This window comes from Polynucleobacter sp. MWH-Adler-W8 (assembly GCF_001889925.1).
GTDB lineage: Bacteria > Pseudomonadota > Gammaproteobacteria > Burkholderiales > Burkholderiaceae > Polynucleobacter.
The window spans coordinates 85,826-99,759 of sequence record NZ_LZFI01000005.1 but is presented as its reverse complement, the minus strand read 5'-3'; the positions used below and the strand labels follow the sequence as shown (position 1 = coordinate 99,759).

At 46.0% G+C, this 13,934-nt stretch carries 20 protein-coding genes; 10 read left to right on the top strand and 10 right to left on the bottom strand.

Features of this window, described 5'->3' with window-relative positions:
• Position 1: 1 nt before the first annotated feature.
• Genes AOC28_RS07260 through AOC28_RS07250 form a run of 3 tightly spaced genes read left to right on the top strand, consistent with a single transcriptional unit; the run spans position 2 to position 2,301 of the window.
• On the top strand, positions 2 to 547 hold the full coding sequence (locus AOC28_RS07260) for a GspH/FimT family pseudopilin (RefSeq protein WP_237767765.1): 546 nt from the start codon (positions 2 to 4) through the stop codon (positions 545 to 547).
• 17 nt (positions 548 to 564) lie between these two features.
• Entirely contained in the window at positions 565 to 1,680 is a 1,116-nt protein-coding gene (gene ribD, locus AOC28_RS07255; RefSeq protein WP_072583306.1) for a bifunctional diaminohydroxyphosphoribosylaminopyrimidine deaminase/5-amino-6-(5-phosphoribosylamino)uracil reductase RibD, read from the top strand.
• A gap of 9 nt (positions 1,681 to 1,689) precedes the next feature.
• Positions 1,690 to 2,301 (top strand): riboflavin synthase, encoded by a 612-nt coding sequence (locus AOC28_RS07250; protein WP_072583305.1) that lies wholly within the window; start codon positions 1,690 to 1,692, stop codon positions 2,299 to 2,301.
• Here AOC28_RS07250 and AOC28_RS07245 read toward each other — a convergent pair.
• Positions 2,298 to 2,543 carry a type II toxin-antitoxin system Phd/YefM family antitoxin gene (locus AOC28_RS07245; protein WP_072583304.1) on the bottom strand — a complete coding sequence of 82 codons (246 nt, stop codon included), beginning with the start codon at positions 2,541 to 2,543 and terminating at the stop codon, positions 2,298 to 2,300. The genes AOC28_RS07250 and AOC28_RS07245 overlap by 4 nt on opposite strands.
• Before the next feature lie 93 nt (positions 2,544 to 2,636).
• Here AOC28_RS07245 and AOC28_RS07240 point away from each other — a divergent pair, with 93 nt between their 5' ends.
• Both AOC28_RS07240 and AOC28_RS07235 read left to right on the top strand, forming a co-directional pair.
• Complete coding sequence (locus AOC28_RS07240; protein ID WP_072583303.1) at positions 2,637 to 2,945, top strand: type II toxin-antitoxin system HigB family toxin; 309 nt, start codon at positions 2,637 to 2,639, stop codon at positions 2,943 to 2,945.
• Positions 2,942 to 3,325: a transcriptional regulator gene (locus AOC28_RS07235; protein ID WP_072583302.1), complete on the top strand. Its 384-nt coding sequence runs from the start codon at positions 2,942 to 2,944 to the stop codon at positions 3,323 to 3,325. Before AOC28_RS07240 ends, AOC28_RS07235 begins: the two co-directional genes overlap by 4 nt.
• 5 nt (positions 3,326 to 3,330) lie before the next feature.
• Here AOC28_RS07235 and queC read toward each other — a convergent pair whose 3' ends face one another.
• The 7 genes from queC to tolQ all read right to left on the bottom strand — a co-directional run bounded on the left by queC (position 3,331) and on the right by tolQ (position 8,719).
• Positions 3,331 to 4,074 carry a 7-cyano-7-deazaguanine synthase QueC gene (gene queC / locus AOC28_RS07230; RefSeq protein WP_072583301.1) on the bottom strand — a complete coding sequence of 248 codons (744 nt, stop codon included), beginning with the start codon at positions 4,072 to 4,074 and terminating at the stop codon, positions 3,331 to 3,333.
• A 10-nt stretch (positions 4,075 to 4,084) separates the two neighbouring features.
• Entirely contained in the window at positions 4,085 to 4,816 is a 732-nt protein-coding gene (ybgF, locus tag AOC28_RS07225; protein WP_083564263.1) for a tol-pal system protein YbgF, read from the bottom strand.
• The gene (gene pal, locus AOC28_RS07220) at positions 4,817 to 5,317 is read right to left on the bottom strand and encodes a peptidoglycan-associated lipoprotein Pal (protein ID WP_072583300.1); all 501 of its coding nucleotides are present in this window, start codon (positions 5,315 to 5,317) and stop codon (positions 4,817 to 4,819) included.
• Between the two features lie 121 nt (positions 5,318 to 5,438).
• On the bottom strand, positions 5,439 to 6,761 hold the full coding sequence (gene tolB, locus AOC28_RS07215) for a Tol-Pal system beta propeller repeat protein TolB (protein WP_072583299.1): 1,323 nt from the start codon (positions 6,759 to 6,761) through the stop codon (positions 5,439 to 5,441).
• 3 nt (positions 6,762 to 6,764) lie between these two features.
• Positions 6,765 to 7,583: a cell envelope integrity protein TolA gene (gene tolA / locus AOC28_RS07210; protein ID WP_072583298.1), complete on the bottom strand. Its 819-nt coding sequence runs from the start codon at positions 7,581 to 7,583 to the stop codon at positions 6,765 to 6,767.
• 23 nt (positions 7,584 to 7,606) lie between these two features.
• Positions 7,607 to 8,026 (bottom strand): protein TolR, encoded by a 420-nt coding sequence (tolR, locus tag AOC28_RS07205; protein ID WP_072583297.1) that lies wholly within the window; start codon positions 8,024 to 8,026, stop codon positions 7,607 to 7,609.
• 36 nt (positions 8,027 to 8,062) lie between these two features.
• Positions 8,063 to 8,719, bottom strand: coding sequence for a protein TolQ (tolQ, locus tag AOC28_RS07200; RefSeq protein WP_072583296.1), 657 nt, complete (start codon positions 8,717 to 8,719; stop codon positions 8,063 to 8,065).
• 76 nt (positions 8,720 to 8,795) lie between these two features.
• Here tolQ and glyA point away from each other — a divergent pair, with 76 nt between their 5' ends.
• From glyA to AOC28_RS07175, 5 genes are all read left to right on the top strand, one after another.
• The gene (glyA, locus tag AOC28_RS07195; RefSeq protein ID WP_072583295.1) at positions 8,796 to 10,040 is read left to right on the top strand and encodes a serine hydroxymethyltransferase; all 1,245 of its coding nucleotides are present in this window, start codon (positions 8,796 to 8,798) and stop codon (positions 10,038 to 10,040) included.
• A 40-nt stretch (positions 10,041 to 10,080) separates the two neighbouring features.
• Positions 10,081 to 10,527, top strand: a complete 447-nt coding sequence (gene nrdR / locus AOC28_RS07190) for a transcriptional regulator NrdR (protein WP_072583294.1) — start codon at positions 10,081 to 10,083, stop codon at positions 10,525 to 10,527.
• A gap of 45 nt (positions 10,528 to 10,572) precedes the next feature.
• Complete coding sequence (galE, locus tag AOC28_RS07185; protein ID WP_072583293.1) at positions 10,573 to 11,583, top strand: UDP-glucose 4-epimerase GalE; 1,011 nt, start codon at positions 10,573 to 10,575, stop codon at positions 11,581 to 11,583.
• Between the two features lie 144 nt (positions 11,584 to 11,727).
• A complete protein-coding gene (locus tag AOC28_RS07180) occupies positions 11,728 to 12,030 on the top strand; it encodes a type II toxin-antitoxin system RelE/ParE family toxin (protein WP_072583292.1) in 303 nt (100 codons plus the stop codon).
• Positions 12,031 to 12,333 carry an addiction module antidote protein gene (locus tag AOC28_RS07175; protein WP_072583291.1) on the top strand — a complete coding sequence of 101 codons (303 nt, stop codon included), beginning with the start codon at positions 12,031 to 12,033 and terminating at the stop codon, positions 12,331 to 12,333.
• 43 nt (positions 12,334 to 12,376) lie between these two features.
• On the opposite strand, the gene adk is transcribed toward AOC28_RS07175, so the two are convergent.
• Positions 12,377 to 13,042, bottom strand: coding sequence for an adenylate kinase (adk, locus tag AOC28_RS07170; RefSeq protein ID WP_072583290.1), 666 nt, complete (start codon positions 13,040 to 13,042; stop codon positions 12,377 to 12,379).
• 124 nt (positions 13,043 to 13,166) lie between these two features.
• On the bottom strand, positions 13,167 to 13,931 hold the full coding sequence (gene kdsB / locus AOC28_RS07165; RefSeq protein ID WP_072583289.1) for a 3-deoxy-manno-octulosonate cytidylyltransferase: 765 nt from the start codon (positions 13,929 to 13,931) through the stop codon (positions 13,167 to 13,169).
• Positions 13,932 to 13,934 lie beyond the last annotated feature (3 nt).

Sequence of the window (13,934 nt, the reverse complement as noted above, 5' to 3'; positions counted from 1 at the left end):
GTTGGATTCGAAATCTGGATTTAGCCTCCTTGAATTAATGGCTGTGGTTTTACTCATTGCCATGGTTGCGATGATGACCATGCCTTTATTGCAAGAACAAATTGCCGCTCGAGAAATTAAGACTATTGCCAGAAGGTTTATTGCTCATGCCCACTTTGCTCGTCAGCAGGCCTTACATTTGGGTCAACCCGTCTACCTTGCGCCTATTTCTAGCGATCGGTGGGAGGCGGGTTGGGTGGTTAAAAGTGGCTGCATCGAAAAGCCAGCCAAACCGGGCTGCATCGAAAAGCCCTGGTTTTCGCAGGGAAGTATTGACCCCGTTTACTTTAAGGGTGGAGGCAAGCAATTTATCGACCCCAATTCGGGCAAGAAGGGCATTCTGTTTAATGCTGCTGGTGCGGCAAAAACGGCTCAAGGCGGGTTTGTGGCCAATCGATTGATCCTGGGTCACAGCAGGGCTCCCGACTTGGAGCGCCAAATGATTTTGGGAAGTGGAGGGCGCTGGCGAATCTGTGACCCTGCTAGAGATGCAAAGCGCTGCCATTGAATGGTTTAATAGACCCTATGTACAGCGCAGTTGACCACCAGTTCATGAGCGAGGCAATAGCCGAGGCTCAAAAAGCACTTTATTTATCGAACCCTAATCCTAGAGTGGGTTGTGTCATTGTTAAAGATGGCAAAGTGATTGGTAAGGGCTTTACTCAGAAGGTAGGCAGCGCTCATGCTGAGGTGCAAGCCCTAGCGAACGCTAAATCACTCGGAAATGATCCTGTTGGATCAACTATCTATGTCACGCTAGAACCATGCAATCACACTGGACGAACACCTCCCTGTGTGGATGCATTGATCGCAGCAAAACCTGAAACCGTATTTGTGGCGATGTCTGATCCCAATCCTTTGGTTGCCGGTAAAGGCTTGGAGCGTTTAACAGCTGTTGGCATCAAAGCGCATTGCGGGTTAATGGAGGCGGAAGCGCGGGCATTGAATCCAGGATTTATCTCAAGGATGACTAGAGGCTTACCTTGGGTGCGCATGAAAATCGCTGCGAGCCTTGATGGCAAAACAGCCCTGCCTGATGGCCATAGTCAATGGATCACTGGATCTTTAGCGAGAGCGGATGGCCATGATTGGCGTGCGCAAGCTTGTGCCATTGTTACTGGCGTAGGTACTGTTAAAGAAGATGATCCCACTCTGAATGTGCGAGATGTTCAAACTGAGCGTCAGCCTTGGCGCATCATCGTTGACTCCAAATTAGAAACGCCGCCGGCAGCAAAGATTCTCAACAACATTGAGCAATCAGGCGTCATCATTGTTTGTGCCAGTTTGGACAGCCCTGAAATGCAACAAAAAGCGCAAGCATTTACTGAGCGCGGTATAGAAGTCATTGCTATGGCTAACCCATCTGGCAAAGTAGATCTGCCAAAACTATTCACGTATTTAGCTAAAGAGCGTGAGATGAATGAGATTCATATTGAATCGGGCTTTAAGCTCAATGGTTCTTTGCTCAGAGAAAACTGTGTAGATGAGCTACTGCTCTACTACGGCCCATTCTTGATGGGCGATGGTATTGGAATGGCTAATATTTCGCCCCTAAATTCCCTGAATGACAAAGAACAGTGGAAAGTCATTGATCACAGTCTCTTTGGCCCCGATCTTCGACTCCGCTTAATTAAGAACTAAAATCACCTCATGTTTACTGGAATCATTACTGCAGTTGGTCAAATTAAGAGCGCTCAAGCAAAGGGCGATGGCTTGCATTTAGTTGTTGAAGTTCCATCTGGCTATTTGGATGATGTTGCCTTGGGTGACAGCATTGCCATTCAAGGTGCTTGCATGACAGCTACCCAGTTAACCAGCAATTCTTTTGCCCTGGATATTTCTCGCGAGTCTCTGAATAAAACGATTGGTCTTGATAAGGTCGGTCCAGTCAACCTCGAAAAAGCCATGCGCTTAAATGATCGCCTGGGCGGACATTTAGTTAGCGGGCACGTAGATGGTGTTGGTAAAGTGGCGCATTTTGCTCAAGTGGCTAATGATGCTTATGGATCTTGGTTGTTACGCATCGAGGCGCCAAAAGAGTTGGCGCAATATTTGGCTTACAAAGGCTCGATTGTTGTGAATGGCGTATCGCTTACAGTCAATCAGACTGAAGACACGGCAACTGCTTGCATCATCAATATCAATATCATTCCCCACACCTTGGAAAACACTACGTTGGGTAATCTCAAGCAAGGTGATGCGGTAAATCTTGAAGTAGATTTGATTGCGCGCTATGTAGCTAGAATGCTTAATAAGGCTTAAATCTTTACTTTTATAGTTTTGCCACCCCTACGAGCCTTGATAGTTTTTATTAGTGAGGCATCATCAATAAAATCAAGTACCACTTCATATGCCTTAGCTGACAAAAGATAAGCCTTAGGTTTGTTGCTATTTAAGATGGCCATAGGTAGATCGTCTGCATTACCAATAATCTTCTTAGGATTGCGTTTTAGCTCAGCCATGCTGACTGTGGTTTTGATGCGAAGTATGTCTGCAATATCCATGTGACTTGTAATTTTAAATCGCTTAAATCTTAATTGGCATAGGGTTATATGGCCCCACTTGCAATAGTCCCATTTTGGGACTAAAATTAATGTGTGCGAATAATAGCCAGAAAACACCTAACAAATTTTTGGCGTATTCATCCCGATGCCGAGCAGCCACTTAAAGCTTGGTATGACGAGGTGGCGCATGCAAGTTGGAAAAGGCCGCAAGATATAAAGAATAAGTATCGAAATGCGAGTTTTATTGCAGGCAACAGAGTTGTCTTTAATATCAAAGGAAATTCCTACCGTTTGGTGGTGGTAGTTGCTTATAGTTTTGGGGCGGTATATGTGAAATTTATTGGTAGCCATGCTGCATACGATCGAATTGATGCTTGCACAGTGCAGTTGGAGGAAAAATGAAAGAATTAAAACCCATTCGTAACAAGCTTGAATACAAGGATGCCCTAGCCCAGGCGTCTTACTATTTTGATCATGAGCCAAAACCTGGGACTAAGGATGGAGATAGGTTTGAGATCCTCTTAATGCTCATTGAGTCTTATGAGAGCAAGCACTATGCGATTCTTCCACCAGACCCAATTGAGGCAATTAAATTCAGAATGGAACAATCCGGCTTGAGTCCAAAGGATTTGCAGCCGATGATCGGTGGCCTAAATCGCGTATATGAAATATTAAATCGCAAACGCCCCCTTACACTGAAGATGATTTGGAGGTTGCACTCTATGTTGGGGATCCCTGCTGATAGTTTGATCCAGCAGGATGATGAGCTGCGCGCAGCCTAATACGTTTAATACTTTTTTTGGTAGCGAGTAGGATCGCCCACATTGGCTTGCTTAAAGCCTGCCTGCCTTAGACGGCAAGACTCACATTCTCCACAAGCTTCACCCAAATCATTAGCTTGGTAGCAAGAGACTGTTTGCGAGTAATCAACGCCTAGAGTGCTTCCTAGCTGGATGATTTCGCCTTTAGTTAGGCTGATGATAGGCGCGTGCACTCTAAAACGATTTGCATCATTGATGGCTTCTACACCTGCTTTAGTAGCTAGGTTAGCCATATGTTCAAAAGAGGCAACATATTCAGGGCGGCAGTCAGGATAGCCTGAGTAATCTACCGAATTAGCCCCATAGAAAACATCTAGTCCGCCTAATGACTCTGCCCAACCCAATGCAAGTGATAGCAGGATCGTATTGCGTGCTGGTACGTAGGTAACGGGGATTTCTTGATCTTTGCCGGGGGTCGTTGGGATTGCAATCGAGGAGTCAGTTAAAGCAGAGCCCCCAAAGCGAGTGAGATCTAGGTTAACTACTTCGTGTCGTGCCACTCCAATTTGCTTGGCAATATGTTTGGCCGCTGCCAGCTCAGATGAATGACGCTGACCATATCCAACCGAAAGGGCATACGGCGTATATCCCAGGTCTTTGGCAAGGGCTAGAACAGTAGTGGAGTCCAACCCACCCGAAAACAGAATGACCGCTGGAGCGCCTGCTTTACGGGGCGCCAGAGATTCGAATGCAGCAGAAAGCTTAGACATAGATGATTAATTACTTGGTGCTAGCAATGAGTTGCTGCGCATCCTTGGCTGCGTCAGTATCTGGATACTTAGCGATGATTTCGTTAAATGTTTTTTTAGCTGCTGCCTTATTGCCACTTTCTAATTGCGAGTTTCCTAAAGTCACCATCGCTGCAGGAATACGTGGATGATTCGGAAATTTCTTAATTAGGCTTTGTAGTTGGCTAATCGCACCGGCGTAATCTTTATTCGCATATTTGCTATTACCGCTCCAGTACAGAGCAAGTGGTAAGTAAGGGCTTTTAGGATATTTGGCTGCAAATACTGAAAATCCCTCATCAGCTTTTTTGAGACTGCCTGCTTGGAATGACTTTAAGGCGTCGTCGTAGGCTTTTTTCTCACCAGGTTGTACTGTTCCAGAAACGCCTTCAATCGTTACGGTGCGAGGCTCAAAATTACCTAAACGAGTATCGAGATCTTGGTAGTAAGTCTTCTGACTGGTACTAATGTCTTCGCCTTGTTTCTCAAGTTCTTCAACTTTGCCACGGAGCTCTGCATTCTCAGTATTGAGTTTGTCGATTTGGCCCTGTAACTCAAGCTGGGTGGTGGCTAGAGACTTACGCAGATCCAGAATTGCCTTACGCGCTTCATCATCAGAGAAGAGCGCCCAGGCGCTATTAGATGCGCCTAAGCAAATGAGAGCAGCACTTAAACAAAACGCTCGTGAGAGCGTTTGTTTTACTGAGCATGAAAGTATCTTCATTTAGTTCGTGATGTAAACAATATCAGCGCGGCGATTTTCTGCCCAAGCTGCTTCGGTATCACCTTCTGCTTTTGGTTTTTCTTTACCAAAGCTCACCGCTTCCATTTGGTCGTCAGAAACGCCCATCAAGTTCAATGATTTACGTACAGCATCAGAACGACGTTGGCCAAGTGCCAAGTTGTATTCAGCTGTGCCGCGTTCATCGGTATTGCCTTGAATAATGATCTTCTGCTTTGGATTCGCTTTTAAGTAGCCTGCATGAGCAGACAACATTTTTTGGTATTTAGTCTGAACGGTGTATTCATCAAAGCCAAAGTAAACGCTTTTCTCAAAGAGTGGGCTGCTTGGATCATTCCACGGCTGTGAGCCAAATTTGCCACTGCCGCTACCATTGGCGCCATCAGTGTCATCTAGCTTGACGCTGGAGCAGGCTGCCATCAAAAATGCTGCGGCACCAATCAGGGCGAATGTCGCTGCGCGACGTGCGATAGAAATCTTCATGAATTTTCCTTTTTCCTACGAGCTAAATCTATAAATGAATCAATAGACAATATTATGCCCCTAAGAACATCAAAAGTGACTATTTAAACCCCTAAAAGGGGGTTTAGACGTAAGTTAGGACCTAGTCCATGAATGGACCCCAGGAAGGCTGACGTACATCAGATCCTGGAATGCTCAACACCTGCTTGGAGTTCCCGTCTACTGAGACAGCAGCAAGAACGCGTTTGCCACCAACTTTGGTGGAGTAGAGAACATAGCGGCCATTGGCTGCAAAGGAAGGGGATTCATCGCTAGTGCCATCGGTAAGCGCTTGAGTATCACCAGTAGCTAAGTTCAGAATGTAGAGGCGGTATGCGCCACCAACGTTAGCAATGTAAGCCAAGTACTTTCCGTCTGGAGAGATACGAGGTGAAGTTACAAAACCTTGTTTGAAGGTAATGCGTTTGACACCTTCAGCTTGTTCACCATCAGCACTCATGCGATAGATTTGTGGGTTACCACCGCGATCGCTGGTGAAATAGATATAGCGACCATCAGCAGAATATTGCGGCTCAGTATCAATCGTGTTGCCACGAGTTAAGCGATGTAAACTCGTGCCCTCGGCATTGATGCCGTAGATCTGAGTGTTGCCGTCTTTAGATAATGAGATTGCCAATTTCTTGCCATCAGGCGACCATGCTGGAGCGCTGTTATTCCCTTTTTGGTTTGATAGGGAAATGCGACGACCAGTGGCAAGCTCGTGAACATAAATGACTGGCTTGCGATCTTCAAAAGAGACGTAAGCTACTTTCTTGCCATCAGGCGACCATGATGGAGAAATGATTGGCTCGCCACTATTCATAGCATTACGAATATTTTGACCGTCCGCATCGGAGATCACCAGCCGATAACGCTTACCATCCTTGATGACGTAGGAGAGACGGGTGGAGAACACGCCACGCTCACCCAGTAATTTGAAGATGATGTCATCAGCAATTTTGTGGGCAACCGCACGCAGGTTATCGGCGCTTGAGTTGAGATTTAAGCCGCCCAGACTTTGGGATTTACGAACATCAAATAACTTGTAATGAATATCAAACTGATTATTGCCAGTCTGCACGACTGATCCAACGACTAGTGCATCAGCACCGCGTGCCGCCCAAGACTTGTAGTTGGGCGTGCCATCATCACTCTCAACAGCATTACCGTTTTCAGTATTTTTAAAGTAACCGCTGCGTGCTAAATCTTGCCGAATGATTTCAGTAACACTGATAGGTAATTTATTTTCGTCTTTAAACCGCATTACCGCGATTGGGTAGAGTGATTGACCAACGCCCGTGATTTCAATATTCATCTGCGCTAGCGCAGGCATTGCAAAGCTGATACAAAGAGCAATAACAATCAAGCTAAAAGAGTTTAATTTTGATGCTAGCTTCTGTAGCTGTCTTTTTGCTAATTGCAACATGCATTAATCCTTGGGTTTAAAAGTCAGTTTTACTTCGCGTTGAGGAATTTTGCCATTGTCGTCTTTCGGCAGGCTTTCTGCGCGAGAGAGTGCAAGTAGTACTGCGCGATCCCAGCCAGCGTTGCCGCTAGAGGACTGAATGCTGGTGCTCAGAATAGCTCCGTCTGGAGCAAGGCTCACCAGAATGACTGCAGCAGGGTTGCCACTTACGGACTCAGGATTAAAGACAATCAATGGCTTGACTTTCTTAATCACTTTATCGGTCCAGCCTGGAGGCGCATTGCCTCCGCCACCAACACCACTTCCAACTGTGCCACCACTACCACCTTCGGCACCAGCTGCAGCACGTAAACGCGCTAACTGATCTGCACGTGCTTTTTCTGCTGCCGCATTGGCTTTGGTTTCTGCAGGAGATTGCGCTTTAGGGGCTTCAGCCTTTTTCGGCAGCTCTTCTTTCTTCGGTTTTTCCTTCTCCTTAGGTGGAGGAGATTTTACTGTTTTAGGTGTTTCTTTTAGTTCTTTTTTGGGCGGTTCTTTCTCAACCTTCTTTTTCTTGATGGCGATATCAGCAGCTTCTTCTTTAACTTCTGTTTTGAGTTCTGGTTCAGGCGGTGCTTCAACCTGCGGAGCAGAATCCCAAAGCTCAACTTCAACACCAGAAGAGGTGGTGTTATTCCAGCTAATGCCAATCATTAGAAAGGCAAGCAATCCCAAATGGGCAATGAGTGAAAAAGTAAACGCGCGCTTAGTGCTTTCTTCTTTCGTAAAACGTCCTCGCTTGAATTGCGAGAGGGGTGGCTGAAAAGAGTGTACGCTATTCATGAGCAGCTATGAAGGCCAGATTCTTACTGGGTCTTGACCGCAAGGCCAACGCGCTTCACGCCATTCTCTTTGAGCTTGGACATGACTTCCATCACTGTTTCATATTTGATGGATTTATCTGCGGCGATGACAATAGGTTGATCGGCAGACTTTTCTGCTTGTGATCTTGCAAAAGCACCGAGTTCAAATTTATTGAGTGTTTGAGTCGGATCACCATCTTTGCGCACGATGACATTCTCGTTGGCATCAATCGTTAAAAAGACTGGCGGTAGTGATTGCACTTTGGCGCCACCAACAGTGGGTAAGTTGACAACACCTGGATTGACCATTGGTGCAGTGACCATAAAGATCACGAGTAATACCAGCATTACGTCGATGTACGGAACGACGTTGATGTCAGACATTGCCCGACGTTTGTTTTTACGTAATGAAGATCCAGCCATAATTTTTTTCGCTTATCGGTTCACGCGTTATTTCAATTAACGTCCTGCAGTTTGACGCTGCAAGATATTGGTGAACTCTTCAATGAAAGTTTCAAAGCGAATGGAGAGACGGTCTACATCAGTTGCTGCACGGTTGTATGCAACTACTGCCGGAATTGCTGCGAACAGACCAATCGCTGTAGCGATCAACGCTTCTGCAATACCAGGGGCTACAGCGGAAAGAGTCGCGTTTTGCACATTGGCCAAACCGCGGAAGGAGTGCATGATGCCCCAAACGGTGCCAAAGAGGCCGATATAGGGAGAAACTGAGCCTACGGATGCCAAGAAAGGTAGATTGGCTTCCAGGAGGTCCATTTCACGTTGGTAGGTGGCTTTCATGGCGCGACGGGCGGCGTCAATCTCACGACCTTTTGCAAATTCTTGCATCCCAGCTTCGAAAATATGCTCTAGGACCGCGTCATTGCGGTTATTACGCTGGGCTGCCTCCAGGAGGGTATTGAGGTCGCCGCCGGCCCAAAAGTCGCGCTCAAAGCGCTCGGTATCCTGGCGGACCCCACGTAAAACAGCAGTTTTCTTGAAAATAATGGTCCAAGAGGCCACGGACATGCTGAGTAATAACAACATTACCAACTGTACTAATAGGCTGGCATTAAGGACTAGGGAGAGAAATGAGAGGTCTTGTGTAGGGGTCATGATGGATTTTGTATGATGTAGGTTGATTTTACTAAGTTAATTCACTCAGCAATCCAACTTTTTCAGGATTATCACCATGTTTGACCGTCAAAACACCTTAGCCAAAACCGATCCCCAATTATGGGCAGCCATTCAGAACGAAAATAAGCGTCAGGAAGACCATATTGAGTTGATTGCTTCTGAGAACTACACCTCACCAGCGGTAATGGAGGCCCAAGGCTCTCAGTTGACCAATAAATATGCCGAAGGTTATCCAGGAAAGCGCTATTACGGTGGTTGTGAATTCGTAGACGTTGCTGAGCAATTAGCAATTGATCGTGTCAAAGCGCTTTATGGTGCTGAAGCTGCTAACGTGCAACCGCATTGCGGAGCATCTGCCAACCAAGCGGTGTTCTTGGCCTTCTTAAAGCCAGGGGATACCTTCATGGGTATGAGCTTAGCTGAGGGTGGTCACTTAACGCATGGCATGGCTCTGAATATGAGCGGTAAGTGGTTCAATCCTATTTCTTATGGGCTTGATAAAAACGAAGCGATTGACTATGAGCAAATGGAGCGTTTGGCACGTGAGCACAAACCTAAATTGATTATTGCTGGTGCATCTGCCTACTCCCTCGTCATCGATTGGGAGCGCATTGGTAAGTTAGCAAAAGAAGTAGGCGCGATTTTTATGGTGGATATGGCGCATTACTCTGGCCTGATTGCTGCTGGTGTTTATCCAAGCCCCGTACCGCATGCAGATATTGTTACCTCTACTACCCACAAGAGCTTGCGCGGCCCTCGTGGCGGCATCATCTTGATGAAGGCTGAGCATGAGAAGGCCATTAACTCCGCAGTGTTCCCAGGCTTACAGGGTGGTCCTTTGATGCATGTCATCGCAGGTAAAGCAGTAGCATTCAAAGAGGCGCAGGAGCCGGGCTTTATTGATTACCAAAAGCAAGTTGTTGCGAATGCAAAAGCACTTGCAGAGACTTTGATTGCACGTGGCTTACGTATCGTTTCTGGTGGAACGGATTCTCATGTGATGTTGGTAGATTTGCGTGCCAAGAAAATGACCGGCAAAGAAGCTGAACGTGTTTTAGGTGAAGCACACATTACTTGCAATAAGAATGGCATTCCAAACGATCCAGAAAAACCAATGGTGACCAGTGGTATTCGTTTGGGTTCGCCAGCGATGACTACCCGTGGATTTAAAGAGGCAGAAGCAATACAAGTAGGTAACTTTATTGCGGATGTTTTAGACAATCCAAATGATCCTGAGAACATCGCCAAAGTGCGCGCGCAAGTTTCTGAGCTCACGAAGCGTTTCCCAGTCTACGGTTAAGTAACAAAAAATCAATACCCACTAAAGAAAAGAGCCCTCATTGCGCTGTCCTTTCTGTCATAACGAAGATACCCAGGTTCTAGATACCCGGGTATCTGACGAGGGCGATACCATTCGCCGTCGTCGCCGTTGTGCCAAGTGCGATAAGCGCTTTACTACCTATGAGCGCGTTGAGTTGGCGCTCCCAGCCATCGTCAAGAAGAACGGCAGCAGAGTCGAATACAGTCATGACAAGCTGGCAAGTTCACTCAAGCTAGCCCTGCGTAAGCGCCCAGTATCTTCAGACTCCGTCGATGAATCCATTGCCCGTATTGAAGAAAAGCTCCTTAGTCTGGGTGAAAAAGAGATTCCTAGTGAGCGCGTAGGTGAGTTGGTGATGCGTGAGCTCAAGCGTCTAGATAAGGTTGCATACATTCGCTTTGCCTCGGTCTATCGAAGCTTTGCTGATATTGAATCTTTCGAGAGTGCTTTAAAAGAATTGAAGTAGCCGATTTGGTGAGCAGCATTTACCACTGAAGATGTCATTAAAAATATGAAAAAAATTCTGGTCACAGGTGGCGCTGGTTACATTGGCTCTCATACCGTAGTTCAGCTATTGAATTCCGGCAAAGATATTGTCATTCTGGATAACTTATCCAACAGTAGCTTGGGGGTCGTCAAGCGCATAGAAGACTTGGCTGGAAAAGCGGTTGAGTTCATCGAGGGCGATATACGAGATAGAGCGCTAGTTAGAGCCACTTTTGGGCAGCTTGTATTTGATTCGGTAATACATTTTGCCGGCCTGAAAGCAGTGGGTGAATCAGAAGCCTTCCCCCTGAAATACTTTGATAACAATGTATCCGGAAGTATTGTTTTATTTGAAGAGATGATGCGCGCCAATGTAAATCAATTGATCTTCTCCTCTTCAGCAACTGTATATGGGAACCCAGGATCTGTTTGCTATACCGAAGAGACTGCTTTGTCGCCGATCAATGTCTATGGCAGAACCAAGTTGATGGTTGAAGAGATTTTGCGTGATCTACAAAAGGCTAACCCTGCTTTAAGAATTGCTTTGCTTAGATATTTCAATCCAGTGGGCGCTCATGAGTCTGGGCAGATTGGTGAAAATCCTTTTGGCAAACCAAATAACTTAATGCCCTTTATGACTCAGGTCGCCATAGGTGCTCAAGAAAAATTGATGGTGTATGGAAATGATTACCCAACCCCAGATGGAACGGGTTTAAGAGATTACATTCACGTTGAGGACTTGGCTGCAGGTCACCTAGCGGCTTTAAAAGCCCTAGAACAGAATGCATCCATCACAGTAAATCTAGGAACCGGAAAGCCGTATAGTGTTTTTGACATGATTAAGGCGTTTGAGGGAGCATCGGGAGTAAAGATTCCTTATGAGGTTGTTGCTCGACGAGCTGGTGACCTATCTGAATATTGCGCAGACCCAACGTTAGCTAAAAAAGTTTTAGGCTGGGAAGCTCAATTAGGGATTGATCGCATGTGTGCTGATTCTTGGCGATGGCAGAAAAATAATCCTAAGGGATATTCTTAATTTCAACAAAGCCTGCAGTTACAGGCTTTTTTATTTGCCTATCTAACTTCACATTACCTTAGCCATCTAAATTTTTTCATGTTTTAAAGCAGCGCTCTTGGTAAGGTTTTGTGTATACTGTAACCAATTGATTACAATCTGAAGATGTATGAAATCAATAAAACAGTTGAATTTGAGGTCTGGCTAAACGCTATTCGCGATCCTTTAACTCGAGGTCGATTATTAGCAAGACTGCGTAGGGCCGCATTGGGAAATTTGGGTGATGTTACCCCAATAACTGATGCAAATGGAATTTGGGAGATGCGAGAGCATTTTGGTTCCGGTTGGCGGATGTATTACTTGCGGCGTGGGAAGGTAGTAATTGTGATGTTGGGCGGCGGTTATAAAACAACTCAAAAGGCTGATATTAAAAAGGTTAAGAAGTTGCTTTTAACGATGGAGGATTGAATGAAAAATACAAAAAAAATAAAAATAAAAGATTTGCCTAAATTTGATGTCGTTGATTACTTAAAAACTGAGGCAGATATCGCTGGATATTTAACTGCTGTGCTAGAGGATGGAGATCCTGCTTTATTTGTTGCGGCAATAGGCGATATTGCTAGGGCAAAAGGCATGACTGCTATTGCTAAAAAGAGTGGAGTAACCAGGGAATCTCTTTATAGAGCCTTAAAAATTGAAGCGCGTCCACGATTTGAGACGGTAGCCAGGGTAATACATGCCTTGGGTATGAAATTAAGTGTGCATGCATAAAAAAAGACTGCAATGCAGTCCTTTTTTACTAATGCGAATTGAATTACTTCAGTTCAGCAAAAATAGAAGCGGTGATGTCTTCAACGTTACCAGTGCCACTTACCTTGCGATAGACTGGCGCTTTTACCTTGTCGGCTGGATTGCCTTGCGCAGCCCAAGAGGAGTAGTACTCCACTAATGGACGGGTCTGATCGTCATAAACTTGCAGACGTTTACGAACAGTTGCTTCTTTGTCATCGTCACGCTGAATGAGATCGTCGCCAGTCACATCATCTTTGCCTGCAACTTTTGGCGGGTTGTATTTGATGTGATAAGTACGGCCAGAGGCAGGGTGAACACGACGTCCGCCCATGCGATCGATGATGGCATCAAATGGCACATCGATTTCTAAAACGTAATCAATCGGAACACCAGCATCTTTCATGGCTTGTGCTTGAGGAATGGTTCTTGGAAAACCATCAAACAAATAGCCTTTGCTGCAATCCGGTTGAGTCAGGCGATCTTTAACGAGGCCGATGATGATGTCATCAGAAACGAGGCCACCCGCATCCATAATTTTTTTGGCCGCAATACCGAGTTCAGTTCCTGCTTTCACAGCAGCGCGCAACATATCGCCAGTGGAAATTTGTGGAATAGCAAATTTTTCGCAAATAAACTGAGCTTGTGTGCCTTTTCCAGCACCTGGTGCACCGAGCAGAATCAACCGCATTGTTTTCCCCTTAGAAGAGCTGACATTGTCCCGTATTTTGTCGGGATCTTAGAAGCCTATTGCCTAGGATTATCCCCGAGAAGCTTAAAACTACTGAGGTTTTAGCTTTTGGTCTGAGGTTAGTCTAGGAACCAGCCAGTAACTGGCGCACTCTTTCGAGGTCCTCTGGGGTGTCCACCCCAGCAGGCGGGGCTTCAGAGGCGGTATGAACGGCTATGCGATAACCATTCCAGAGGGCGCGTAGCTGTTCTAAAGCTTCAGCCTGCTCTGGAGGTGCTGGCTCTAGACGGGTGTAGGCCTGTAAAAAGTCAGCCCTATAGGCATAGATCCCCAGATGGCGTAAATGCGCTATTTTTTGGTTTGCCTGAGGATCTCTCACAAACGGAATCGGCGCTCTGGAAAAGTAGAGCGCTTCACTGGAGCGATTAAGAACTACTTTCACCACATTGGGGTTGTTGATCTCTGTGACATCGGTAATCGGTACGGCAACTGTGGAGATAGCGCACTCCATATGTTCAGCTAAAGTTCTGGCAACTTGATTGATTAATTCAGGTGGTATGAGCGGCTCATCACCTTGCACATTCACAATCAATGCATTGCTAGGTAGCTTCAGTAGCTGGGCCACTTCAGCAATACGGTCAGTTCCGGTTGGATGATCTGCGCTAGTTAGTAAACACTCGATACGATGCTCATCGCATGCAGCTTGTATCTCTGGTGAATCGGTTGCAACTACAACGCTTTGTGCGAGTGATTGCTTGGCGCGTTCAGCCACGCGAATCACCATCGGTTTGCCACCAATATCAGCTAGAGGTTTTCTCGGTAAACGAGTGGATCCCATTCGAGCCGGAATCACCACTAAAAAATCGGGAGCTTTAGGGGTAGCATTCATTGA